Source organism: Oceanispirochaeta sp. M1, assembly GCF_003346715.1.
Classification (GTDB): Bacteria; Spirochaetota; Spirochaetia; order DSM-2461; family DSM-2461; genus Oceanispirochaeta.
The window spans coordinates 50,538-75,645 of sequence record NZ_QQPQ01000006.1 but is presented as its reverse complement, the minus strand read 5'-3'; the positions used below and the strand labels follow the sequence as shown (position 1 = coordinate 75,645).

27 protein-coding genes are annotated in these 25,108 nt (G+C 43.5%); 16 read left to right on the top strand and 11 right to left on the bottom strand.

Annotated elements, in window-relative coordinates; all coding sequences use genetic code 11:
- Positions 1 to 16: 16 nt before the first annotated feature.
- Entirely contained in the window at positions 17 to 898 is an 882-nt protein-coding gene (gene folD / locus DV872_RS05470; RefSeq protein ID WP_114628956.1) for a bifunctional methylenetetrahydrofolate dehydrogenase/methenyltetrahydrofolate cyclohydrolase FolD, read from the bottom strand.
- A gap of 130 nt (positions 899 to 1,028) precedes the next feature.
- On the opposite strand from folD, the gene DV872_RS05465 reads away from it, so the two are divergent.
- The gene (locus DV872_RS05465; RefSeq protein ID WP_147283106.1) at positions 1,029 to 1,631 is read left to right on the top strand and encodes a TP0733 family outer membrane beta-barrel protein; all 603 of its coding nucleotides are present in this window, start codon (positions 1,029 to 1,031) and stop codon (positions 1,629 to 1,631) included.
- 9 nt (positions 1,632 to 1,640) lie between these two features.
- Positions 1,641 to 2,918, top strand: a complete 1,278-nt coding sequence (locus DV872_RS05460; protein WP_114628847.1) for a hypothetical protein — start codon at positions 1,641 to 1,643, stop codon at positions 2,916 to 2,918.
- Positions 2,919 to 2,984: 66 nt separating this feature from the next.
- Here DV872_RS05460 and DV872_RS05455 read toward each other — a convergent pair whose 3' ends face one another.
- Complete coding sequence (locus DV872_RS05455; RefSeq protein WP_114628846.1) at positions 2,985 to 3,590, bottom strand: phosphoribosyltransferase; 606 nt, start codon at positions 3,588 to 3,590, stop codon at positions 2,985 to 2,987.
- Positions 3,591 to 3,719: 129 nt separating this feature from the next.
- On the opposite strand from DV872_RS05455, the gene DV872_RS05450 reads away from it, so the two are divergent.
- The 14 genes from DV872_RS05450 to DV872_RS05385 all read left to right on the top strand — a co-directional run bounded on the left by DV872_RS05450 (position 3,720) and on the right by DV872_RS05385 (position 16,468).
- Complete coding sequence (locus DV872_RS05450; protein ID WP_114628845.1) at positions 3,720 to 4,355, top strand: hypothetical protein; 636 nt, start codon at positions 3,720 to 3,722, stop codon at positions 4,353 to 4,355.
- 344 nt (positions 4,356 to 4,699) lie between these two features.
- Positions 4,700 to 7,192, top strand: coding sequence for a TonB-dependent receptor plug domain-containing protein (locus DV872_RS05445; RefSeq protein WP_158546844.1), 2,493 nt, complete (start codon positions 4,700 to 4,702; stop codon positions 7,190 to 7,192).
- An 11-nt stretch (positions 7,193 to 7,203) separates the two neighbouring features.
- A complete protein-coding gene (locus DV872_RS05440) occupies positions 7,204 to 8,031 on the top strand; it encodes a hypothetical protein (RefSeq protein WP_114628843.1) in 828 nt (275 codons plus the stop codon).
- Complete coding sequence (locus DV872_RS05435; RefSeq protein WP_114628842.1) at positions 8,032 to 8,670, top strand: MotA/TolQ/ExbB proton channel family protein; 639 nt, start codon at positions 8,032 to 8,034, stop codon at positions 8,668 to 8,670.
- Positions 8,671 to 8,672: 2 nt separating this feature from the next.
- Positions 8,673 to 9,089 carry a biopolymer transporter ExbD gene (locus DV872_RS05430; RefSeq protein ID WP_114628841.1) on the top strand — a complete coding sequence of 139 codons (417 nt, stop codon included), beginning with the start codon at positions 8,673 to 8,675 and terminating at the stop codon, positions 9,087 to 9,089.
- The gene (locus tag DV872_RS05425; protein WP_255525787.1) at positions 9,082 to 9,486 is read left to right on the top strand and encodes a biopolymer transporter ExbD; all 405 of its coding nucleotides are present in this window, start codon (positions 9,082 to 9,084) and stop codon (positions 9,484 to 9,486) included. Before DV872_RS05430 ends, DV872_RS05425 begins: the two co-directional genes overlap by 8 nt.
- Positions 9,483 to 10,115: an energy transducer TonB gene (locus DV872_RS05420; RefSeq protein ID WP_114628839.1), complete on the top strand. Its 633-nt coding sequence runs from the start codon at positions 9,483 to 9,485 to the stop codon at positions 10,113 to 10,115. Before DV872_RS05425 ends, DV872_RS05420 begins: the two co-directional genes overlap by 4 nt.
- A gap of 128 nt (positions 10,116 to 10,243) precedes the next feature.
- A complete protein-coding gene (locus DV872_RS05415) occupies positions 10,244 to 11,632 on the top strand; it encodes an NAD(P)/FAD-dependent oxidoreductase (protein ID WP_114628838.1) in 1,389 nt (462 codons plus the stop codon).
- Between the two features lie 8 nt (positions 11,633 to 11,640).
- On the top strand, positions 11,641 to 12,105 hold the full coding sequence (locus tag DV872_RS05410; protein ID WP_114628837.1) for a MarR family winged helix-turn-helix transcriptional regulator: 465 nt from the start codon (positions 11,641 to 11,643) through the stop codon (positions 12,103 to 12,105).
- Entirely contained in the window at positions 12,102 to 12,545 is a 444-nt protein-coding gene (locus tag DV872_RS05405) for a DUF1499 domain-containing protein (protein WP_199563433.1), read from the top strand. Before DV872_RS05410 ends, DV872_RS05405 begins: the two co-directional genes overlap by 4 nt.
- A 41-nt stretch (positions 12,546 to 12,586) precedes the next feature.
- A complete protein-coding gene (locus tag DV872_RS05400; protein ID WP_114628836.1) occupies positions 12,587 to 13,558 on the top strand; it encodes an ABC transporter ATP-binding protein in 972 nt (323 codons plus the stop codon).
- Positions 13,559 to 13,577: 19 nt separating this feature from the next.
- Complete coding sequence (locus DV872_RS05395) at positions 13,578 to 14,801, top strand: ABC transporter substrate-binding protein (RefSeq protein ID WP_199563432.1); 1,224 nt, start codon at positions 13,578 to 13,580, stop codon at positions 14,799 to 14,801.
- Complete coding sequence (locus tag DV872_RS05390) at positions 14,802 to 15,668, top strand: ABC transporter permease (RefSeq protein ID WP_114628834.1); 867 nt, start codon at positions 14,802 to 14,804, stop codon at positions 15,666 to 15,668.
- Complete coding sequence (locus DV872_RS05385) at positions 15,665 to 16,468, top strand: ABC transporter permease (RefSeq protein WP_114628833.1); 804 nt, start codon at positions 15,665 to 15,667, stop codon at positions 16,466 to 16,468. The genes DV872_RS05390 and DV872_RS05385 overlap by 4 nt, the downstream gene beginning before the upstream one ends.
- An 8-nt stretch (positions 16,469 to 16,476) precedes the next feature.
- On the opposite strand, the gene DV872_RS05380 is transcribed toward DV872_RS05385, so the two are convergent.
- The 9 genes from DV872_RS05380 to tpiA all read right to left on the bottom strand — a co-directional run bounded on the left by DV872_RS05380 (position 16,477) and on the right by tpiA (position 25,053).
- Positions 16,477 to 17,610 carry a PQQ-dependent sugar dehydrogenase gene (locus DV872_RS05380; protein ID WP_114628832.1) on the bottom strand — a complete coding sequence of 378 codons (1,134 nt, stop codon included), beginning with the start codon at positions 17,608 to 17,610 and terminating at the stop codon, positions 16,477 to 16,479.
- A 194-nt stretch (positions 17,611 to 17,804) separates the two neighbouring features.
- Positions 17,805 to 19,295 carry a Do family serine endopeptidase gene (locus DV872_RS05375; protein WP_114628831.1) on the bottom strand — a complete coding sequence of 497 codons (1,491 nt, stop codon included), beginning with the start codon at positions 19,293 to 19,295 and terminating at the stop codon, positions 17,805 to 17,807.
- A 77-nt stretch (positions 19,296 to 19,372) separates the two neighbouring features.
- A complete protein-coding gene (gene map / locus DV872_RS05370; protein WP_114628830.1) occupies positions 19,373 to 20,125 on the bottom strand; it encodes a type I methionyl aminopeptidase in 753 nt (250 codons plus the stop codon).
- A 21-nt stretch (positions 20,126 to 20,146) separates the two neighbouring features.
- Positions 20,147 to 21,811 carry a hypothetical protein gene (locus tag DV872_RS05365; RefSeq protein WP_114628829.1) on the bottom strand — a complete coding sequence of 555 codons (1,665 nt, stop codon included), beginning with the start codon at positions 21,809 to 21,811 and terminating at the stop codon, positions 20,147 to 20,149.
- Positions 21,792 to 22,220, bottom strand: coding sequence for a transcription antitermination factor NusB (gene nusB, locus DV872_RS05360; RefSeq protein ID WP_171832060.1), 429 nt, complete (start codon positions 22,218 to 22,220; stop codon positions 21,792 to 21,794). The genes DV872_RS05365 and nusB overlap by 20 nt, the downstream gene beginning before the upstream one ends.
- A 5-nt stretch (positions 22,221 to 22,225) precedes the next feature.
- Positions 22,226 to 23,242 carry a peptidylprolyl isomerase gene (locus DV872_RS05355; protein WP_171832059.1) on the bottom strand — a complete coding sequence of 339 codons (1,017 nt, stop codon included), beginning with the start codon at positions 23,240 to 23,242 and terminating at the stop codon, positions 22,226 to 22,228.
- Between the two features lie 101 nt (positions 23,243 to 23,343).
- The gene (locus tag DV872_RS05350; RefSeq protein WP_114628827.1) at positions 23,344 to 23,754 is read right to left on the bottom strand and encodes a hypothetical protein; all 411 of its coding nucleotides are present in this window, start codon (positions 23,752 to 23,754) and stop codon (positions 23,344 to 23,346) included.
- 60 nt (positions 23,755 to 23,814) lie between these two features.
- Entirely contained in the window at positions 23,815 to 24,171 is a 357-nt protein-coding gene (secG, locus tag DV872_RS05345; RefSeq protein WP_114628826.1) for a preprotein translocase subunit SecG, read from the bottom strand.
- 129 nt (positions 24,172 to 24,300) lie between these two features.
- Positions 24,301 to 25,053, bottom strand: coding sequence for a triose-phosphate isomerase (gene tpiA / locus DV872_RS05340; RefSeq protein WP_114628825.1), 753 nt, complete (start codon positions 25,051 to 25,053; stop codon positions 24,301 to 24,303).
- Positions 25,054 to 25,108 lie beyond the last annotated feature (55 nt).

The following is a 25,108-nucleotide window of genomic DNA, read 5'->3' as shown; positions in this document are numbered from 1 at the left end:
TTATTTAATTTGGCCTTCAGGCCATTCTTGCTTCTGCGGATTTAACCGTATTAAACAGAAGCATGGTAATTGTCATGGGACCGACTCCACCTGGAACGGGCGTGATAAAGGAGGCTTTTTCACTGGCTCCGGCAAAATCAACATCACCTGTGAGTCTATATCCCCTCTTCTTTGTACTGTCTTCAACACGGTTGACACCGACGTCAATGACAACGGCATCCTGCTTGATCATATCTCCGGTAATCATCTCCGGCCGGCCGGCGGCAGCAATCAGAATATCAGCTTCAAGAGTCTCTTTTTTCAGATCCTTTGTTCCTGTGTGACAGACAGTTACTGTGGCGTTCCCCCAGCTCTGTTTCTGAAACATCAGATTGGTGATGGGTTTACCTACAATATTACTTCGTCCTACAACAACGACTTTTTTCCCTTTAGTGGAAATCTCTGAGTATTCAAGAAGTTTCAGAATTCCATTGGGTGTACAGGGAATAAATGTATCCTGTTCAAGGATCATGCGTCCAATATTCATTGGATGGAAACCATCTACATCCTTTGAAGGATCGATAGATACAATAATTTTCTGCTCGTCAATATGAGAAGGAAGAGGCAGCTGTACCAGAATCCCGTCAATTGCATCATCAGCATTGAGTTTTCCGATCAGCTTTAAAAGGGTTTCTTCCGTTGTATCATCGGGTAACCTGATGTCTCTGGAATACATTCCAAGATCATGACAGCTCTTCTCCTTGGCTGTCACATATGAACGGCTTGCAGGATCATCACCAATAAGCACAACAGCCAAACCGGGTACAACACCGGATACTTTCATCTCTTTAACTCTTTCAGCCAGCTTCACTCTCAAACTCTGAGCCACCGCTTTTCCGTCAATTATAGTTGCCATAATAAAGATTTCCTCCTCATCGTAACCTCGTTGAAGCTTTGTTGTTACTATGATATTATCAAACAAATTTTGAAAATGAGGAACAAAATTGGATAGAAAGATACCCAGAATCTCATCCCCGTCCATTCTATTTATGCTGATATTTTTACTTTTTTCAATGCTTGCCTATGCAGAAGAGGCTCAGGAAGAGGAAAATCCTAAAGACAGCAGAATTGAATACCATACAATGGGTGACCAGGTCTTCGGAATTAATGCAGGATTATTCATCCCGCTTTTTATCAATAACCCGTCATTAAGCTGGGATGATTCAGATGCCTTTAACTCCACCAACCTTTCGTTGGGCGGCAATGGCTCCCTCTTTTACGGTGCCTATGTTAACAATAATATTATACTTGGTATGGAAGTGGGGGCGATGTTTGCGAGCAGCCCCAATAAGCATAACTTTTATATGATTCCAATCACCCTTAGAGGAACCTATGAGTTCCAGTTTCTGAACAATTTGATCTCTGTACCCGTCTACCTGGGTGCCGGTATCAATATGACCTCCTACCTGGACAGTTTTCATGTAGAGATGATTCTGAAACCCGGTATTGGTGCCTACTGGAATTATAGCTCAAACTGGTCCTTCGGTATGAATACAACTTACTGGTGGGTACCCCAGCTCTACAGTGATGGAGAGTACAACAGATTTGGAAACTTCATGGATGTGTCTCTCTCCGCTGTTTACCATTTTTAAGAGGATTTAATGAAAAAACTACTCTATATATCATTTCTAGTACTGCTTTTTGCTGCCTGTAAGGGTGATCCCATCTTCTATGCACTTGAGAATGAAGAGAAGATCGAAGACAGCAACAACTTTAAAAAAACAACTCCAGTAGGTAGTATCATTCTTTTTAATGATGCGGGACAGGACTACTATGTCACCCACGGAAAACAACTGTGGTACAGCATTGCCGGTTCTGTACAAAGTCCCTGGAATATCGTACCCAAGCCTGAAGGTTATGGTTCAACCTCCGTTGTTTCATCTATTGCCGTATATAACAGCAAAGTTTACGTCTCCCTTATTGATGAAGATAATAATTCAAAAACGGGTTTATATTATATTACAGAAGTAGATGGCACACTTATAAAAGTTCTTGAATATGAGAGAAGAACTGATGTAGATAATAACAATGATTATTACTTTTATACAATAAAACTTCTCCCCATTGAGGGAGGACTTTATATAGTCAGAACCAATCGTAAATGGAATACTCTGACCAGCGACAGTTCAACTGTTGTAGATACTGAGATTTTCTACTTCGATACTGTATTGGAAGAAGGTGTCACACTGGAATCGGGTACAGCTGTCTCACTCCCCGGTCTATCAGGAAGCCCCTATATTGTTAGAAATATGACAAGTACCGGAACTGATACCAATGAAATTTATATGACAGTCAATGAAGTTGGTAAAGGTGTAGATTATTATGCTTCGGGTAAACTTTTCGTAGCCGGCAGTTCTACTCCAGAATCCTTTACAGAGGAAAATCCCGGTGAAAGCAGCTCTTACAACAGTGTTTTTTACTCAGATATTCATGATATTCTCCTACTCTCTACAAGAGAAACCGGTAGGAATCACTCCATCCTCTACAAGCTCAACAACGGCGGAAGCTGGGGTGCTTGGCAGACAGGTCTTGAAGGTGATGATGATGTACAGTTCTCATCATTTGCGGATATCTCTGAGATGAGCGGTGTTGGTGATATTATACTTGTGGGAACAAGAGGCGATGTCATCGATAACAGTCAGACTTACTATAACGGAAAAGGCTATTATGAACTTAATCTTTCAGACAGATCAAATCCGCTTTTACAGTCAAACACATTCGCTCTGGATACCAACTACAACAGTACAGACCTGAAAAAAGCTACAATTATGAATTTTTTATATGACTCTGACAGGGACAAAGTCTATACATCAACAAGTTCTTACGGCTTGTGGTTGAACCAGATGAACGATGGCGACAGAAAATGGTATCAGGAATAAAGTAAAACAGATTTTAAATATAAAAACCGTCCTTCATGGGACGGTTTTTTTTTGCCTTATTAAGAATCATAATCCGTTGATAAAATCAAAGACTTCCTGCAGTCCGGGCTCCTTGTCCAGATACTGGTGGTTCTGCTCCTCTCTGGTCAGTCCCACAAGCTCATGACTCATATAGTGAATCCAAACCTGATCGTCCTCACTGTTAAGTTCAAACTTACGGCAGTAATAATCGGGCTGAATAGGCAGATGCTCCTTAAACTTCACATCCTTGTAATCATGAACAACAACCTTGATATCCTCTCTGGGGATGCCTTTCTCCAGGATCACCTCAACAAGATGATTCAATGTCTTTCCGGAATCAAAGATATCGTCAATAAACATTACCTTGTCTCCGTTTCTCAGGTGCTCGGGATTATAGGTCCAGCCGTCAATCATGACTCTGTCCTGTTTGTGAATATCAGAATAGGATCTGGCAACAACAGCAGCATAGAATACAGGCCTCTCTTCCCTTCTGACCATTTTAAAGAACTCACTGAACACATTACCCATATAGGCTCCTCCCCTCAGAGGAATATAGATAACATCAGGCACAAAGCCATCCATATAAACCTGGTAGGCCAGCTTCAGGGCGTTGTTCCTTATCTCGTCAAAGGGAGTAAAAAGTTTATTCATTGGGCATCTCTCTTATATTTTATTATTAAAGCAGCCTCAGGTTTCCCGTAGCTTCATTTTATCAGTATAAACAAGAATTAATAAAATTGCATATTTTTATCAATACAAAACAATGTATAATTTTCATCTATGAAAACAAAAATAAAACTGATTATCCTGATCCTTGGTTCCTTCTTTCTGACAAGCTGTATCGATATATTTCATGCTGTTTCACTTGATAAGGGTAATGCTAAGGTGACGGTACGTTATACCATCCAGAAAGGCATGCTTGAGACTATAGGTTCAATGTCCGGTGAAGCCACGGATTATTCTGAATTTACTGATATGGGTGATGAAATCTTTGGGGATTTCAACATTATTGAAGCTGAAATATTGACCATAAATACTTCCTACCACCTGGGAGCAGAAGTTATAATCAGAGGCAGGGTGAATGATCTGGTCTCTGAACTTGAGGAAAGCATGTTCCTTCCAATCAAAACTGATCTGGGATATGAGATATCAATTCCCAGTTTAAATGAAGGAGAAGAGAGTGACGAAATGGCTCTGGCATTTATGTCAGGATCTAATTACACCCTTCTTCTTGATCTTACCGGTGATTTGAAAAAAGTGAAAACAGCAAGACTCAAGCCCAGTTCAGAATCTGAAGATTTTAATGAGGCCGGAGAGATACTCGTCAATATCTATGGATCTTCCATGCTTGTGGAGATTCCAATTATTCTATTATTTATGGCTGAAGAGGATATTGTCATTGAGCTTCTCCAATAATACAGAATACTGGGATTTATATGATAATAGCGGATCTCTTCTCAATAAAATCCATAGAAGGGGAGATCCTGTATCTCCCGGTGATTGGATCTGACCTTCTGAAATCATTGAAATGTATAAAAAAAAGATCTTTATTGGCTATGGGAGCGATTATTTTAACAATATTTTAGGAATTTGATGTCAATAATAATTACAATGTAATGCAATGCTAAGGATAAATTTGAACTGATGATTATTGATGGAGATCTCAGGTTCAGTCATAAAATCAGAAAACATAAACTCCCCCCGGGAAAGAAGCTCATTGTTATGCTATGGCTCACAGAACCAGGAAAAAGGAAGTTGTTATGAAATCCCGCTTAATGACGCTCTTTATGCTGTTTTCTCAGCTGACAGTTCTTTTTTCCTATGATCTGATTATCTCGGTGACCGACCGTGATCTTGAAATTCCCCTGGAAGGGGCATTACTTCAGATCCCCGGTCTCGAAGGCAGCGTCTATACTGATTTTAATGGAAAGGGAAATATAGAGATTCCTGATGATATGCAGAGAATCGTCCTGACCATTGTTTATCCAGGCTATGACAGCCGGAGAATCACCCTCAGTCCCGACCAGAAATCTCTGGATGTTGAATTAATACTCAACGGTATCATAGAGGGAGAGGAACTTGTCGTAGAGAGAAAGATCATTGGAAAGAGTGATGAAGAAGTTGGCGTCTCTGTTGTCATGGATAAAGAGGAGATGGATACAACCGCCAATATCGGGATCGTAGAGGATGTGATGAGCACCATCAAGACACTTCCCGGTGTGGGCTATACTTCCAGCTGGAACGCAAGACCCTCAATCCGAGGTGGATATCCTGATGAAATGGCAGCCACCCTTGATGGATTTTATGTCACCTATCCCTTTCACTGGGGAGGAGCTTACTCCATCTTCAATCCCAATATGGTTGATTCGGCCAAGCTTTCCAACGGAGTTTATTCGGCACGTTACGGCAGGGCCATGTCCGGGCTCCTGGAGATTACGACCATCACACCGGACGAACCGGAACTGAGAATTGACGGAGCTCTATCAACTACCTCCACAGACCTCTTTATCCAGACACCCCTTGGTAGACAGGGGGGGCTCCTTGCGGGGGGTAAGATTACCTATCTTGATTCAATCAGACTCATTTACCCGGAAATGACAGAACAGATAACAACCCTCCCCTATATCAGGGATTTCTATACCAAAGTCTTCTATAAACCGGGAAGCTCAGTGGAGCTCTACATGAATGGATTTTATGGAAGTGACGGAGTGGGAATGGATACGGTAGCCGATCGCGAATCCTATTCCACAGACATTATGTTTGATTACAATTATACAAATGCCTTTCTCTCGGGGGGGATGGATTGGTCACCGGGAGAGAAGACTCATATAGAACTTCTAGGCGGATATAACTGGAATATTATGGATATGGAGTTTTATACCTCCAATTCAGGGACCATGTATTACAGTGATGAGTTTTTAGAAAAATACGGGGATCTATATGGACTCAGCTCTGGAGATGCCTACACAATAGACGGACTGGAAAATAGAGGGATCAGCGATACTGACAGCCGGCAGGCTCAAGCTAAATTAAACGGTGAATATCTCCTGGGAAATTCTCATATCATAGCCGCTGGGGCCGAAACAGTATTTTCAAAGACATCACAGTCCTCTGATTTTCAGCTCTGGGTCACAGATGACAGCGCTGGAAATCTAAGTCTCAAACAAATGGATATTAAGACTGATGTCGAGGACAATAAATCATTGAATACAGCCGGATTCCTTATCTGGGAGACGGGGAATGAACAATCCAGACTGAAAACTGAATTGGGAGTCAGATCCGAATTCTACTATATCTGGAACGATGATTTTAAAATGAATGCCCTTCCCCTGGTTAATCCAAGGGGAAATATGACTTATACAGCCCAGAAAGATGGCAGGTATTTTGATGAAATCAACCTCTCTCTGGGTTCCGGATTGTTTTCTTATATGCCTATGACAGCAGAGCTTCTTGAAGAAGAGTATGGTACATCAGATTGGGAGATGTCACCTGACAGAGCGCTTTTCAATGTTCTGGGGCTTGAATTTCTATGGAACGATATATGGAAATTTAAACTGGAAGGCTATTACAAGTACTACCTGAACCGCCTTGTTCTGAGCAGTGATGAAGCTGAGGGGGAAACCCGATACTACTACAATACAGATGGGAGTGGTCATGCAGCAGGATTCGATTTTATGCTGCAGAAAAAAATAAGCCGCAACTGGGACGGTTATCTTACGTATTCATTTATTTGGGCCCGCTTCCACAATCCATCAAATACAGGCAGTGAGAGTGAATCAATACAGCTTTCCGGCGGAGAGCCTATGGATGAGTGGTATTTTCCCTACTATCACAGATTCCATAATCTGAATCTGGTTCTGAACTGGCGATTCCAACCTGGATGGACCTTTTCGGTGATTGGCCAGCTGGCATCAGGAGCACCCCGTCAGGAAGTGGGAGATGTCACGACCTATCCTGTAGAATATGATGGTAGAGTGATTCAGCAGTACGGCAGGACAAGCAGCTATTCAGATACATTGAGAGATGGTATATCAGCCCCCGTGGATTTGAGAATTGCCTATGCTTACTATCCTGCTGATTCAAAAATCAAGTGGGAGTGGTATGTGGCTGTAGAAGACATTTTTGCCCAACTTTATCAGCCATCTGCCAATTCATCCTTTAATTCTGTCACCGGTGAAGAAAACACGGATACATCGGCAGATTTCAATGTTGGAATACCCATTCCCTCGTTCGGTTTGAAAGTAAGCTACTAAGGAAACAGATGATGAAATATAAGCAAAAAAAATTCTTTAGAGTTCTTCTGATCTGCCTTGTAATGAGTTCATGCACAACCGCAGAAGATGCCGAAAACTGGATCTATACGCAGGGAAAGAGATCACTGACATTGAGTGTGGATGATAAAAATCAGGCTGTCCTTACACTACCCTTTGACTATCAGGCTGAAGTTCATGGTGAGGCTTTCCTCGAGGACTCGGGTGAATGGATCTTCCATACGGATGAGCTGCATCTGTTTTACAACTGGTACAACGGCTGGACCGAGTCTGAAACAGCACTGCAGGGTATCCTTAAACTCAGGAGAACTGAGAAAACGAAGTGGCGGATAGAGATTGTGGAAATACCTCAGATACTATCAGTCAAGACAGCACAGATCCGTTTTAAAAGAGACAGAATCTATCATGACCGGGCAAGAGACATGGCAAACCGCCGACTGAACCGCGCCTTAGCTCTGGCTGAGATCATTCCCCTCTCAGAGGATGATTATATTTTTCAGGATAAAAAAAAGGGCTTTTACTCAAGGGACTACGTCAGTGATCTGGAATCCTTCCTATTTCCGGAAATCTACGGATTCAGTACAAACTTTCCGGAGCCTGAGAGTCCCTTGAGCAAAAAAGAACGTTATCTTAAAAATGAGGAACTGCAGTGGGATACAGTATATACAGAAAACTATTATCCTGAAGAATTTCAGGATATACGAAATACGGGGACACTTTTCAGAGATTATGAAGAAGCTTCGCAGCTTGTTCTCTTATGTTCCCGATGGAGATATCTTTGGAATGATTCTATTACGCAAATAGAGATACAGGAGCAATAAATGACCGAACAATGGAGTCTTATCCGCTTTTTTGAGATGGGAGGGGTTTTTATGTGGCCTCTCCTCGTTTTTTCGATACTGACTGTAGGATTCATTCTGGAGAGGGTACTGTACATCCTCATTCATGATTTAAAAACTGAGACCATAAGAAAAGACATTCTTGACTTCTCGGAGAAGGGAAAATTGACAGAAGCAGATGCCTATCTTGCACAGTTGAAGCCCAGAAATGTTTCGGGAAGAATACTGAAAGAGGTTCTCAAAAATGCCCCCTATGGTGAGCACCGAATGGAAAAGGCTGTGGAAGCAGAAGGTCAGGAGCAGATAAGAAAGCTTGAAAACGGGTTTAACTTCCTCTCGGCACTGGCCTCAATAGCTCCCCTTACAGGATTTCTGGGAACCGTATCGGGAATGATCGGTGCCTTCCGCTCTATTGCCGAGGCGACAGATGTAAATGCCCAACTGGTAGCAAACGGAATATACGAAGCCCTTTTAACCACGGTATTCGGTTTGATAATAGCCATTATTGCCCTTGTGGGTTATAACATCCTGGCTCACCGTGTGGATACTTTTGCTGCAGATATCACAAAAGCATCAAGTGATATTGTGGGAGCATTAACCATACAATCCGGAAAACTCTGACAGTGAAGCTTAAAAAGTTCTTTACCAGAAAAGCTGATGATCCCATGGCGGCTCTCAATGACCTCAGCTTTCTCCTGATCATCTATTTTCTTGTGATAGCTGGTTTTAACACCAACTTTGGATTCCTTTTAAACCTGCCTTCAACGGATAAGCCCCTTATCATCCAGAGGGAAGATCTATTAAAGGTATCTTTGGATGCCTCAGGAGCACTCTATTATGGAGAGCAGGTTCTGAATGGGGAAGACCTGGAAGTCCTGGTAACAGAAAATCTCAAATCACATCCCAACCTGACACTCTCTTTGAAGATTCATCCGGAGACTGAATACCAGAATTTTGTAAGCACCATTGAGCTGATACGAAAGTTAAAAGTTGAAAACTTCTCCTTCTCCACCATGAAAGAAGGAGTTCAGTCTGATTAAAATTGAAAGCCGGAGAAGAGCTCCCTCAGCCCCTCTATCCGCCATGTCGGATATTGGATTTCTCCTTCTCATATTCATAATGCTTATCTCACTTATTAATTACAGAAAAGAAGTCAAAATTGAGTACCCCGAGGCCAGTCAGATTGAGAGAACTGAAGCGGATCATCAGCTTGAAATCTGGATACAGCAGGACGGTGCAGTCTTGGTAGACGGACACAATGTATCGTCTACAGAACTTGAGAACATCATTGTTGATGCCTTCCTGGAACAGGCCGACACCAGAATCCATATTCTGGCCGACAGACGGACAGCTTATAAAGATGTGGAACATGTCATAAAGATCCTCCAGACACTGCAGCATCGCGTTGTCAGCTTTGTTGTTAAAGAGGATCTATGAAAGATAGACAGAACATCTTAAAAAAATTGGACTCTGCAAGGTTAATCCGCTTTTCAATATTTGCAGCGGTTGCTCTTATACACATTGCCTTTCTTCTGTATTTGAGATTCTCTCTTCCTGTAAGAGAGGAAGAGGAAATCAGGGATGCAGAGATAATAAAGCTTGTGGATATAATGGAATATATCCCACCCCCGCCACCCAGGATTGAACCCGAAAAAAAAGTGATTGTGGTAAACGAGCAGCCTGCTGCTTCAGAGATCATTATTGAAGTTGATGAAGAGATAGAACTTGTCAGCCAGGTGGTAGAGACTGTTGTCTACGTTGAGCCTATATACCTCCCTCAGCATAAAATATCAGTAATTCCCGTCATACCTTCAGATGAGGTACAGGGCAGAATTGTGTACCCTCCCATGGCCCATAGGCAGGGAATTGAAGGAATTGTGTATGCGGAACTCTATATTGACAGTACAGGCCTGATTAGAAAGGTTGTAATACTCAAAGACCCCGGTCATGGTTTTGCAGATGCAGCCATTCAGGCTCTGGAGGGAGTCAGATGTTCTCCAGCAGAATCAAACGGCACAAAAGTAGCAGTCCGCTACCGTTATCCCATACGTTTTATTTTAAAATAGGAAAGCTTAAATAAACAATAATAATTTTTATCTTATTTCAAATCAATTTCTTGACAGGCATTGATCTATGAACTATTATTTATCTTACACGATTGATCTTGCACGATCATTATGAGAGGAAAATAATTATGGATATATATGATGTTGTTGTTATCGGAGCAGGTTCCGGTGGTATTACCTCAGCCGTCACCGCTGCAGGTTTCGGGAAAAAAGTACTTCTAATAGATAAAAACAAACCGGGGGGAGAGTGTACCTGGTCCGGCTGTATTCCCAGTAAGGCCCTGATTCATGAAGCCAAAAAAGTTTTCACTGTCAGAAATGAAGTCAAAGAGTATTCCTATGACAGTAAAACTGCTCTGGACCATGTTCATGCAGTAAGAGATAAGATCTACTCTCATGAAACACCGGAAGCACTCTCTAGATCCGGAATAGAGTACCTTCAGGGAGAGGCCAGCTTTAAGGATTCCCGGACAGTACTGGTGGGAGACAGGGAAATAAAAGGTAAGAAATATATCATCTCCACAGGCTCATCCCCCTTTGTCCCTCCCATCGATGGACTGGATTCAGTCTCCTACCTCACAAATGAGAACATATTCGAACTGGAGAGACTTCCCGAAAGTCTTATCATCCTGGGGGGCGGAGCTATAGGAATTGAGATGGCTCAGGCTGTCAGCAGACTGGGTACTGAGGTTCAGATTGTTGAGATGATGCCTGTTCTAATCTTCAGGGAAGAGATGGAGTTCTCTCTCGCTATACAAAAATGTTTGGCAGAGGAAGGTGTGAAACTTCATCTTGGAGCCAAAGCCACTCAGGTTACCCGATCGGAAGATCAGATTGCCCTGCGCTATGAAAAAGATGGTACAGAGCAGACCATAAAGGCAGATTCTCTTCTTGTTGCAATCGGACGGAAACCCAATATGGATGGACTGGAACTGGATAAAGCGGGAATCAGATATAATAAGAAAGGTATAGAGGTCAACTCCCGTCTGCAGACCAGTCAGACAAAAATTTATGCCATAGGGGATGTTGCAGGTCCCTATCAGTTCTCCCACATGGCCAATGCCCAGGGTATTCTGGCTACACAGAATGCCATACTTCCTTTCAAGCGGAAAATAAACTATGACCATGTTGCATGGGTAACTTTTACAGAACCCGAAATTGCCCGGGCCGGGATGACCGAAGCGGAAGCAAGAGAATCTCACGGTGACTCCATTCGAATATATGACTACGATTTCAATCAGCTTGACCGTGCCATGACAGGAGGCCAAACCATAGAAAAAATGAAGGTTATCCTGAATAGAAAGGGCAAGATTCTGGGAATTTCGATTCTGGCGGACCGGGCTGGTGAGCTGATTGGAGAGGCACAGCTTTTAAAAACCAGAGGGATTAATTTTGCTAAAATGGGATCAGTAATCCATCCCTACCCCACTTACAGTGAAGTTTTCTCCAAAATTGGAAAAAGAGTTATGGTGGACAATATTCTAAACCACCCACTTGTTAAACTGTTCAGGAAGTAGGATCAGATATGAATGACAAAGCCCTCAGGCTGGATAATCAGATCTGTTTCCGCCTGTATAAATCGTCCCGAACAATGATCAGGTTATATCAGCCTATCCTGGAATCCCTGAACATTACATATCCCCAGTATGTGACTATGCTTGTGATGTGGGAAGAAGATGATATTGATTTTAAAGAACTGGGAAGACGGCTGGACTTGAAGACCGGAACTCTCACCCCGATTGTAAAGCGTCTGGAGATCCTTGGTTATCTGTATAGAGAAATGAATCCCGATGATAACAGACGGATTTGGGTGAAAATAACAGAGAAAGGCAGAGAGCTGAAGCATAATGCCATAAAAATTCCTGAGATTCTCCTGAATTATATAAATATGGATATGGAACAGTATCAGAAGTATGTATGTCTCTTAGATGAACTGGGAGAGATCCTTGAACAAGCAGAAATTAAACAGAAAGAAGAGGTTAAAAAATGAAATTATTACTGGTGATTCTAGCTCTGATTGCTCTTATGGCAATCGTAATGATGGTAAAAAATATTAAAACTCCCTCAAATCTGGGTGTAAACCAGGGAAAACTGGCTCCCATGCCTAAATCCCCTAATGCTGTATCCAGCCAAAGTGATGATCCTGAAAAAAAGGTCGCTCCAATCCCATTCAAGGGAGACTTGAATGAATCAAAAGAGAAAATTAAACAGGCCCTGAATGCCTATGGAAATATCAGAATTGTCAAAGAAGAGAATAACTATATCCATGCTGTAAACACCAGCACTAAAATGAAGTACAACGATGATCTGGAATTCTATTTTGATGAACAGGCGGCAGTTATTCATTTTCGTTCGGCTTCAAGGATTGGATATTCTGATATGGGAGTGAATAGAGAACGTTATGAGAGTTTAATAGAGCTGCTGAAATAAATAGATATCATGGAACAGTATACAGATCCTTAGAGAAAGGTATGAAGAAAAATATTGAAGTAAGAAAACTGACAAAAAGATTTGGAAATAAAATGATACTGGAAAGCATTGATATGGATATTCCCAAGGGAGAATTCCTTTCATTGCTTGGTCCATCGGGGGCGGGAAAAACAACTTTTTTGAAGATACTGGCCGGTATACTCGAAGCGGACAGCGGAACAGTAAGCTATCCTTCAGATATCAGGCAATCCCCTGTACTGGTCTTTCAGGATTATCAGCTATTCCCCTACATGTCTGTATACAACAACATTGCATTCGGATTGCAGGCCAGACATAAACCCCGGAAAGAAATTGAACGATTGGTGAAGGAGATCGCCGGCACTCTGGGGATTCTCAATCATCTAGACGCCTATCCGGGTCAACTGTCGGGCGGTGAAAAACAGCGCTGTGCCTTGGCGAGGGCTCTGGTACTCAATCCCCAGGTGATACTTCTGGATGAACCCTTTGCCAATCTGGACAAAAACCTGAAAAGTGATACAGCCCGGTTATTGAGGAGGATTCAGCAGGAATTCAACCTGACCCTCATTTCTGTGACCCATGATCAGGAAGAGGCCATGATGCTTTCCGATACCATTGCCCTACTGATGGAGGGGGAAGTGAAGGACTTCGGTGCGGCAGAACAGCTATACCGAAAACCCCGAACTCTGAAAGGGGCCCAATTCTTAGGAAAGGTAAACTGCATTCCCAGGGAGTGTTACGATTACTTTCAATTAGATGAAGAAAATAAGGTCTATTGCCGCCCCGAGGATTTGGATATAAGAGAAAATGCCAGGGGCAGCGCCATCGTGGAACAGCGATTCTTCAATGGAAGATTCTATAAATACATTATCAGAGTGAAAGATTCTCATCTGGAAGTATACTCATCAGAAGAAAATCTATCACCCGGGAATCCATTGGATATTGTTCTAAAAGAGTATTTCCAGTTCCCCGAAGACCAGGACAAATCAATATAAAAAATGAATGGGAACAAGTATGAAAAGCAAATATAAACTGTTGATGATTCTTTTTACAATTGTGACTACCTTCATTTTTTCTGAAGGTCAGACTGAGAAGATGGATGTGGATTGGACCCAGTCATCCTGGGAAGAGATAAGCTCGGCAGCAAGAGGTACGGAAGTAAATTTTTATATGTGGGGAGGAAGTGCCTCCATCAACAACTGGATAGACAACGTTGTTGCTCCAGCCTTAATGAAACAGCATCAACTGTCATTGAAAAGAATCCCCATGGACGCATCAGTCTTTATAAACCAGCTTCTCGCCGAAAAAGCCGTCCCCAGGAATCGGGGATCAATCGACTTGATTTGGATCAATGGAGAAAATTTCAGAAGGGCTAAAAATGAGGGGCTTTTATATGGATCATTTGCCTCGATCCTCCCCAATTTTGCTCTGGTCGATCCACAATCCGCAGCCTACGATTTCGGGACAGCCACCGAAGGCTTTGAGGCTCCTTACGGACGCGCTCAATTTGTCTTTGAGTATGATAGTGCCAGGGTGCAGTATCCTCCGCGGAACTTCCAGGAGCTTCTGGAATGGACCAGGAATAACCCCGGGCTTTTCACCTACCCCCAGCCTCCCGATTTCACGGGGAGCACCTTCCTCCGTCAGGCCCTATATGCCACTTCGGGAGGATATGAAACATTCTCAGAGGCTTTCGATAAAGAATCTTTTACAATAAAATCAGCTCCTCTCTGGGATTACCTGAATCAGATCAAACCCTATCTCTGGCAGGAAGGGAAAACATACCCCCCAGACAAGGCCAGGCTGGATGGATTATTCGAGCAGGGAGAAGTGGTTTTCAATATGACCTATACCCAGGCGGAAGCTTCAGGAAGAATTGCAGACGGCCGTTATCCCCGGACAATCCGCACACTCGTATTTGAAGAAGGCTCTATCTCAAACACCCACTTCACAAGCATACCCTGGAATGCACCCAATGCGGCAGGCGCTATGGTTCTGGCAAATTTCCTCCTGTCGCCGGAAATGCAATATTCAAAAAACATCCCCGGAAATTGGGGCGATTTCACCGTTTTGGATACCCCAAGACTCGGTGCAGAATGGCAATTGAAACTAAAAGATCTGGACCTCGGAATAGCCACGCTGTCTCTTGAAGAACTTGCAGCAGTCGCCGTACCGGAAATCAGTCCATCATATGTAGAAGCCATCGAAGAAGCCTGGTATAGGGAGGTTCTCAGATAGATGAAACGATTAGCCCTGGCCGCCCACCTGGCGCCGCTGCTCATTCCATTCGCCCTCTTTTTTATCTACAGCATGGTAATGACAGTAGCCCAGTCATTCGGTGTCGGGGCAGTATCCGACTACCAGGGAGATTTATTCCATGCATATGATTTGGTTTTAAAAGACCCCGCATTTTTAAGAAACGGGATATTCTCTCTTTGGATTTCCCTGGCGAGCAGTTTTGGTTCCGTCCTTTTTGGAAGCCTTCTGGCATGGCAGATACGAAAGCTTCCAAGCCGTCTGCACACCTTGGCTTCAGTGTATCGCATACCCATCATACTACCGCATATAACTGTGGCTTTTCTGATATTGTTCCTATTCTCAAATAGGGGCATGGTACCGATTCTGGCGTACCAGTTGATCTCACCGGAAGCTGCCGAGGCCTTTCCCGATCTGATTTACAGCTCCATGGGCTGGTCGATCATCCTGGCGTATTTATATAAGGAAGTCCCCTTTGTGGTGCTGATGGAGCTGGCGGTACTCAGGCAGATTCCCGAGGACAGATTGATTACTGCTCAGATGCTTGGAGCCGGTTCGTTCAGAACCTATTACAAAGTTGTATTGCCTGAATTGCGCCCTGTGATCAACACGGTTTTCATCATCCTCTTCCTCTACAGCCTTGGTGCCTTCGATATTCCTTTTATACTGGGGATGTCCAAACCCTCCATGCTGAGCATCAGGATTTATCGTCTGTACTTTGAATCAGATCTGGTGAACAGACCTTTAGTCATGGCCAGACTGACTCTGATGTTTCTTTTTTCCATAGGATTCATTTTTATCTATCTGAAAAGTGCAGGAAAACTTGATAAAAAGGCACGAAGAGTATGAAAAAGAATGTTTCATGGAAGAACCTCATAACACTTACCTTCCTCTTCTTTATATTTATTACACCACTTTTAGTCCTCTTAATCCTGGCCTTTTCCTCATCCTGGAGATATCCAGGTCCGGGACCTGAATCTTTCAGCCTCAGAGCCTTCAGCTATGTCTTTAGAGAAAGTCCCGGGTTTTTCAGCTCCGTATTAAGCAGTATGGCATACTCACTCACCACAACGGTGACCGCCGCAGTGATTTGCCTGCTTCCCGCAAGAGCCCTGGCACGAAATGACTTCCCCATGAAAGGCTTTATAGAGGGCTTGCTTCTCTCTCCCGTACTGCTGCCGGTCATGACTTTCAGCATGGGAATCCATATAATACTCCTCAGATGGGGACTTACAGGAACCTTTTCCGGTGTTGTGATAGTTCTGACCCTCTACAACTACCCCTACATGCTCAGAGCGCTGATAGTCGGCTATCAGCAAATTCCTCCTACCATGACCCAGACCGCGAGAAATCTGGGGGCTTCATGGTTCTACACCCTTATACGTGTTGAGCTGCCCATGCTGACACCGGCACTCTCTGCAGGAGGACCGATTCTCTTTCTGACGGCTTTCAGCGAATATTACCTTGTATTCCTCATCGGAGGAGGAGCCGTTCCCTCTTTATCGGGATACTTGTTTCCTTTTATATCCGGCTCGGATCATTCCATATCATCTCTTCTTGTACTTGTTTTTCTTACTGTGCCACTTCTCCTGTTTTTAGTGCAGGATATCATCGTTCAGAAACTATATAGAAAAAGAAATCTTTTATGATAAGGAACTTATGGACTGAGTCGAATAAGACGGCCGTCTTTTCCATCCTCCAGAAGCCATATTGCACCATCAGGACCTTCCTCAACCTCACGAATTCGTTTTCCCATATTAAAACGTTCAGCCTCTTCTACATGTTCTCCATTGATACTGATACGTATCAATGATTCTGACTTGAGTCCTCCGATAAAGGCATTTCCATACCACATAGGAAACATGGAACCGTAGTATATAATCAGCCCCGAAGGTGCAACGGTTGGTACCCAGTAGAGCTCAGGTGCATTGAATTCCGGACGTGTATTATGATCAGGAATGGGAACACCCGAGTATTGATCACCCCATGAAACAAGGGGCCAACCGTAATTATCTCCACCACTGGTCAGATTGAATTCATCACCATGTCTGGGGCCCATTTCATGTGTCCACAGCTGCCCCTGTGTATCAAATGCAATACCAAGAAGATTACGATGCCCTAGAGACCAGAAGGATTTTGCAAGTTCCCCCTTATCCTGAAAAGGATTGTCATCCGGCAATGTACCATCCTCATTTAACCTTATCACTTTACCAAGATTTCCAGTCCAGTTCTGTGCGGGAGTCTGTTTCTGTCGTTCCCCGGAAGTGATAAAAAGTTTTCCATCCGGACTGAATGCCAAACGGTGTGAGTAATGCCCGCTTCCGGAAACTTTAGGTGTTTGCCGCCAGATTATCTCAAGATTTTTCAATTCAGGTTTAAGCGATGCTGGATGGAATTGAGCCCGTGCCACTACGGCGCCCCTGTTACCTGAATCATCCTGCTCTACATAGGACAGATAAACCCAGTGGTTCTCTTCGTATCGGGGATGTAGAATAATATCTCCCAGGCCCCCCTGACCTCCGTAAGCTACCTTGGGTATCCCCATGACATTCTCAAGGCTTTGTTCATCAAATCGGACTAAAATCAGATTTCCTGCTTTTTCACTTATCAGGAGATTACCGTCGGGCAGAAAAGTCATTGCCCAGGGTTCATTGAATGTTCCAAAACTCTCGGCCATAAGCCTTGAGCCTGCATTTCCCTCAATAATGACCCTATTGCTTCCTGCATAAGTACTGCAGGAAAGGAGAATTAGAAAAAGTGGTATACAACTCTTGAAAGATATACTTTGCATAATACTCTCCAATCATGTTGGTCCATGACATTAATATTATAAGGCAATTACCTTTCCTATTATTATGTACAGATATTGTATCACAGTCACCTGACCACTTATCAAATACAGAAACTCCGGGGTCTGTCCCCACGATAGCTTTAGAAAAAAAAACCCCGCCTTTACTTAGACGGGGTTGTAATACGTTATTTTAACTATTTCTTTTTAATCTTGGGCGATTCCATCTCATGCCCTTCACGGATGAAGTTTACATAGAACTTGTCATTTCCTATGGCTGCAATGGCCTGATAGAACTCGGGGAGGTTTGAAATACTCTTGCCGTTTATGCCTGTGATGATATCACCGGACTGTAGACCTGCTACCTGCATAGTCGTTTTGGGGTAGACCTCTGCGATAAAGACACCCTGTGTTGTCTCTTCTATTTTCAGACGTTCTCTGAGACCTTCAACCAGGGGAAAGACTGACAGACCGGGCCAGGCTTCGGAGTTCATCTTTTTGACTTCCTCTTCTTCGGCTCTTTTCTTGATCTCAACGATTACTGAGATTTTTTGAGAGTCTCTGATAAGGACAAATTCGGCTCTGTCTCCGGGACGCATATCGCCGATCATACGGGTCAGGTGATTCTTGTCGGAAGCCTCTTCTCCATTGACTGAGAGAATGAAGTCTCCAGGGAGGATACCACCCTCTGCTGCAGGAGACTTACTGAAGACCTGGTAAACAAAGGCACCGATTTTCTCTTCATCAACAGCCATATCCTTAGAGACTTCATCAGAGAGGTCACCGATACTCACGCCGAGCCAACCGTACTGAACTTCTCCGTGCTCTATAAAATCATCTACTGTTCTTTTCACATTATTTATGGGGATACTGAAACCAAGGCCGATGCTTCCTCCTGTGGAGGTTGTGATCCAGGTGTTGATTCCAATAACTTCACCATTCATATTCACCAGGGGGCCGCCTGAGTTACCCTGGTTGATTGCTGCATCTGTCTGTATAAAGTCATTGATATTGCCGTCAGGACCGTTCTGGCGGCCCAGGGCGCTGATTATACCTGCTGATACAGATGACTTGTAGCCGAAAGGGCTGCCGATGGCCAATACCCAGTCACCTACATAGAGGGAGTCTGAATCGCCTAAGGTTGCCACGGGGAGCTTTTTCCTGCTTGTAAACTTTAAGAGAGCAAGATCCTTACGTTCGTCTGCCCCTACAAGTTCTGCCTCGTATTCATCACCATTATCCATTTTAATGGAGATTTCATCCGCCTTTCCGGCTACATGATTGTTGGTAACAACATAATACTCATTACCCTTCTGCTGCACGATAAAACCGGAGCCGAGACCCGGATTTCTGTACTCCTGCTCTACTCCTTCTTCACCTTCAGGGTTTCCGTTCCCCTGGGGATTACCAAAGAAAAAGTTCCAGGGGATGCCGTTATCTGACTGGGCCGTTCTGGTAGTTACTTCAACCACATCGATCTCCACTACCCAGGGGAGAGATTCGGCAGAAACCTTTCTGAAGGTATTCTGGAAATTCTCCATTGTTGTTGCTTCTTCCGCATTTGGAGCTGCATGTACCTGCTGTGACGGCTGCACAGAGGGGAGAAATGTATATAAGGTCAAGCAGAGTGCGAACCCTGCAATTGTACTGAAAAAGGCTACTGCCATTGTCTTGTATTTGCTGGACATTACTTATGTACTCCTATAATAGTTTGAATCTATCTAATAAACAAAACATAGAGAGAATTCATGGGGTTACATTTTTCTTACAAAGTTGTAAGAATTTCTGTTTTATCCTTGAGAATTACGATGGTATGCTCAAAATGAGCCGAAATGGAACGATCCACAGGTTTTACTGTCCAATCATCATCCAGGACATCCACATCTGGAGAACCGAGATTGATCATAGGCTCCAGAGCCAGAACCATACCGGGTTTCAGACGGGGATTCATACCCCTGGATGGATAGTTATTGGGAACCGAGGGCTCTTCATGAACATCCAGACCCACACCATGACCGCAGAAAGAGTCGACAATACCGTAACCGAAGGGCTCTATATAGCTTGTGACGGCCTTACCGATATCTTTGATTCTTCCACCTGCCACGGCAGCTTCTATTCCTTTGTACAGGGCTGCCTCAGTTCTCTCCAACAGTAACCTCACCTCTTCTGAGATCTTTCCTACGGGGTATGTGTAGGCACGGTCACTGAAATAGCCATCCAGATTGATACCAATATCGGCACCGAAGACATCTCCTTCTTTAAGGATCTCTTTTTTACTGGGGATACCATGTATGACTGTGTCATTGACAGAAGCACAGATAGAACCGGGAAATCCTCCATAATCCTTGAAGGCGGCAATTCCATTATTTTTTTTGATAAATTCCGCTGCGATGCGGTCAATATCCCAGGTGCTTGCACCAGGTACAATATGCTGTTCCAGCTCAACAAAGAGCTCAGCCAGCAGCTTACAGGACTTTCTGATCCCGTCAATCTGCTTCTCATTCTTCAATCTGATCATATTTCTTCGATCCTTAGATAGTTATTTTATTCTATTGAGTACAGTGCCTGCCCGGATGTTGTTTTCATCCAGTCTGATGGCATCTTCAAGAAGAGCGATGGCCTGTTCAAACTCTTCCTCTTCCGCCAGAAGAAGGGCCCGCTCATAATATATGCCCGAGAGATAGACATCCCGGCCGAAAATAGTATTTTCTGTTGATAAATCATCCGAAGCCTGTTTTAACAGTTCAGCGGCACTTTCTTTATCTCCCTTTACAGTAGCAAGGACGGCTTTATTATAGGTAAAAAGCCAGTCTTCCTTCGCAGAGTAAGCTATATCCATCTCTTTAACGGCAGTTTCCAGATCAAATTTAGTCAGGGCGATGACAGACTGATAAAAATGGTGCCAGTAGGGAAGCTCTTCATCTGGACTCTTATAGCGTTCCAGAACGATTATCATGCCTTCAAGATCCCCCACTCCGGACAGATACCAGAGAAGGAAACGGGTCACAACATCGTTGGACTCATCCTGATTAAATAGATCCCAGATCTCCGCCTGATACTGTACTGCAGATTTCTGTTCGGGAAAATAGCGGATCTTTAAGAGATGTGCCTCCGTAAGACGGGGATAAACCTTGATAAAAGACTCCAGCTCCTTTCGAACCTCAACGGGATAATCCATATGGTAGTAGAGAACATAGTCTTCCAGAAGTTCAATGGAATCGGGAAAGACCTGAATACCTTCTCTGAGCACTGCTCTGGCTTTATTTGAATAGCCGTCATCCAGGTAGATCCTGGCCATGTTTCTGAAATTCTTCCAGCTGCCGTTGGCCTTTATCATCATGGCTTTACCGTAATGCTGCAGAGCTTCCTGCTTGTCCCCCCGCTCATGGGCAAGGTCGGCGAGCTGCTGATGCACGGCATATCGCTGGGTATTGTTAATATCATCCAGTACAGACTGCGCCTTGAATGCGTCATAGGCCTGATCGATGTATCCCAGGTCGTAATAGAGGATGCCGCGGTGATAGGGGCTGATCCTGTTTCCGGGGATTCCTTCGGCAATGGATGCGGCCCTGTCATAATCTCCAGCTTCCAGACTCAGTAACGCTGCGTTATAGAGGAGTATGGGGTTATCCGCCCTGGTTCCCACAGAGTGGAAAAACTCAGGATCCTCCTGAAACTGGATTTTCTCTTTGATAAACTCCAGAGGAGACATCTCCTGAAGGTCATAGTTTCTGAATACATCATAGGATAAAAGAGATTCTGCAATAAGGCTGCTGTATTTATCACTTTGAATTGTATAGAGGGATGCTGCGGCCTTCTCATACTGTCCTGTCCATAAAAGACCTGCTGTATTGAGTGCCTCATGGTCTGCTCCGCCTTTCACAAAGCGTCTGGAGCGCTCTACAATACTCTGGTAATACCCAAAGTCATCCTGAGACAATGAAGCCTGATAGGCTCGCTTAAACAGACTGAACCACTGCTCCCTGCTTTTGGCATGACGTGCGGCCCGGTCCAGCTGTTCTTCCATATCTGAATATTTGCTCTGGCTGAGGAATTTATCCGATTGATTGAGATAAAATTGGAAGTAATCATCTGAGGGAAAAAAGAGCAGGAACAGTGAAATGACTATTCCCAGAAGAAACAGCACACCCGCATTTACAATCAGGCGGCGTTTATATCTGTCTTCAGGCGCTAGGCTGCTCATCAATCTTTTTCTTTATGTTGTCCAATATACCGTTAACAAAACGGTATGAGTCGTCTGTGCCGAATTCCTTGGTGATTTCGACGGCTTCATCGATAACAACCTTTGGTGGAATATCTTTCTGATACTTTAGAGCATAAATACTCATACGGAGTATCGCAAGACTTACTTTCTCCAACCTGTCAAAATCCCAGTTCTGAAGACTGCCTTTAATAAGTTCGTCGATCTCATCCAGATTATCGACAGCGCCCTTAATAAGAAAACTCGAAAAAATTTTTATATCGTCCGAAAGTTCTTCTTTGACCCAGGTATATTGAAAAAGATCTTCAAGTTGGGCGGCACTGATGTCATAACTGTATAAAGCCTGGAAGGCAAGAATTCTGGCCTTCCTTCTGTTGCCGATACCTTTCATATGTTTTATTCAATGTTCTCCGTAAACAGCTGTATTTCCGCATCATCGGACAGTTCTTTCACGACCTGCTCGGCTGCTGCCTGAAATGCCTGCTGCTGTTTCTGGTAGGATACCACATTTCCAATGTATTGGCGAACAGTTGTTGTCTCGACAGGTGAAATGGGATCGTCAAGACCGAGGAAACGTTTTTCGTTGTGCTGATTAACAATAACGATATGGAATCCCTGGTTGGATTCGATAACTTCGCTCATCTTGTGTACTTTCAGATCAAATACTGAGTTAAGAAAATCACGGCCGAAAATAGTGACATTCTGCTCGCTGCGGTCAATGAAATTTCCAATATCGCCGTCTCTTACAACAGAGCCTTTGTCATCGGAGTGTTCACGTACCATACTGACAAAGTCAACATCGCCCTTAATGATCTTCTGGTATACAGATTCAGCTTCTTTTTTCTGATCCTCTCTGCTGCCGGCACCCTGGCCTTTTGTAGCAAAAAAGATATGGCTGAACTTAATCATCTCAGGATTGAGAAACTTTTCTTCGTTCTGTGTATAGAAAAGTTCAATATCCTCTTTTGTAGCCATTGCTGTGGCTCTGATGAATTCCATTTTTTTCTCGCTCACATATTTCTCAAGAATCAGCTGATCCCTGATACTCTGAGCGTATGTGTCGTATTCCACACCAGCCTGGTCTTTGATAATCTGTCTGTACTGAGCTTCAGTAAGCTGCTGACCAACCTGCTGCATCATCTGATTCATACCGGCCTGAAGGACCTGCTGTTCAGTAACAGCGACATTGTCACGTTCTGCTGCCTGATATACCAACATCTGATTGATCAGAGTCTGGAGAACCTGCTCTTTCTCATCTTTCGAGAGAGCACGGCCGGACTGCTGCTCATAAAAACCTATATTCTGAGCCAGTTTTTTCTGAGAGATAACATCAGTTCTGGTAAGCTTTACAATTGCCACCGGTTTATCTACAAAGGAGTTCTGTGCAAACAGTCCTGCAGTAATCAGTAACATAAGTATTGCTAAAATTCTTTTTCTAAACATGAAACAAACCTCTAATGAATTGCGGAAAACGAAGTGTATTACTTTTCCACAGTATTTATCTTAATAACAACTTACTTGATGTGAAGTTTCTTTCCGATTAATTCCGCTTCTTCCGGAGTGCTGATTGTATCGGAGATTTTAAGAAACATACCTTCTTTTTCCATACTTTTCATGAGAAGGTGGAGGGATTTTTGAACAAACGGGCCGTTTTTTACAATAAATGCATAACATTTAGTGCCGGTAACCCTTCCGGCATTCTGCAGAAATACTGAAACTTTGTCAGATATTTTGCCGCTGAAGAATGAGCTCGAGATTGTACCGACAATAACATACTCATAAATAGTGAGTTTTGCATCGCTATCGGTTTCGGCATCAATTAAAGTAACCTGATGCCCCAGAGATTCAACTCCTCTGGACAAATAGGACGCAATTTTTTTGACTTTTTCAGATCCGTTCTTGAAGTAAAGCACTGCTACACGCATATGGAAGTCTCCCCTAAAAAGGTACGGAAATGGGAGAAGTTATTCTCCCATTCCGCTGAATCAGTTTTCAGGAATGACGAGGGCGTTGCCTTCGCTTCCTTCCTGTACATCAGCTTCCCACCAGTCGCCTGTGCTGTTTTCAACATTGGCCTTTCTGGCTTCACCGATTACGTCGCTGCTGTTAGGTGACTTGACTACAACTGCGACAAGCAGTGAGCTGACCATAAAGATGGTACCCAATATGGATGTCAATCTAACAAGACCATTGTTGGTAGCGCCGCCAAAAGGTGAACCGCTGGAGCCACCGAAAAGACCGCCCAGACCTTCGCCCTGATCGTCTTGAAGAAGAACCATCAGAATCAGCAGAGCGCTGACAATAACAAAGAGGATGATCAATAAAGTTCCAATTATACCCATTTTTATATATCTCCCGGAAAATAAACAAATCCTTTCCCCTAAAGGAAAGGACTTTTATTATGTGCCTGCTTTTAACAGACTCCATAAAATATCATACTCCATAAAGCCCTGCAAGGACTTATATGCAAGTTATTTATTGAAATTTACAAGTTCTGCGAAAGAATCAGCCTTTAAAGAAGCTCCGCCGATCAGTCCACCATCAATATTGTCCATTGACATCAGGTTTTTTACATTACCGGGATTCATGGAACCACCGTACTGAATAACCATTTTTTCTGCTGCTGCATCAGAGTACATGTCGGCAATTTTCTTTCTGCATGCTGCATGGATTGAATCTGCATCTTCGGGAGTTGCAGTTTTACCTGTTCCGATGGCCCATACAGGTTCGTAAGCAATCACTACCTTATCCAGTTCGGCTTCAGAAACACCGGCAAGACCTTTTTCCAACTGCTCGAAACATACTGCTTCGGCTTTTCCAGCTTCTCTTTCTTCAAGGAGCTCACCGATACAAAGTACGGGATCAACGCCATGGACCAGAGCCAGTTTTACTTTTTCGTTGATCATTTCGTTTGTTTCACCGTAAACGTGGCGTCTTTCGGAATGTCCTAGAAGAACCATCTCTACACCCAGGTCTTTGAGCATAAGTACAGAAGTTTCACCAGTGAAGGCACCGGATTCTGTTCCTGCCATGTTCTGAGCGGCTACGATGATATTGCTTCCCTTAACGGCTTCTACAACAGCAGGAATACATACGAAAGAAGGTGCTACCATTACTCTACAGTCAGCATCTTTTACTACGGAAACGATTTCCTTTGCCAAAGCTGATGCTTCGGAAGGAGTCTTGTTCATTTTCCAGTTTCCTGCGATCAGGTAATTTCTCATAATTAATCTCCTAAAGATATTTTTTCTTGTTTATTCAGCCTGCCCCGTTCAAATA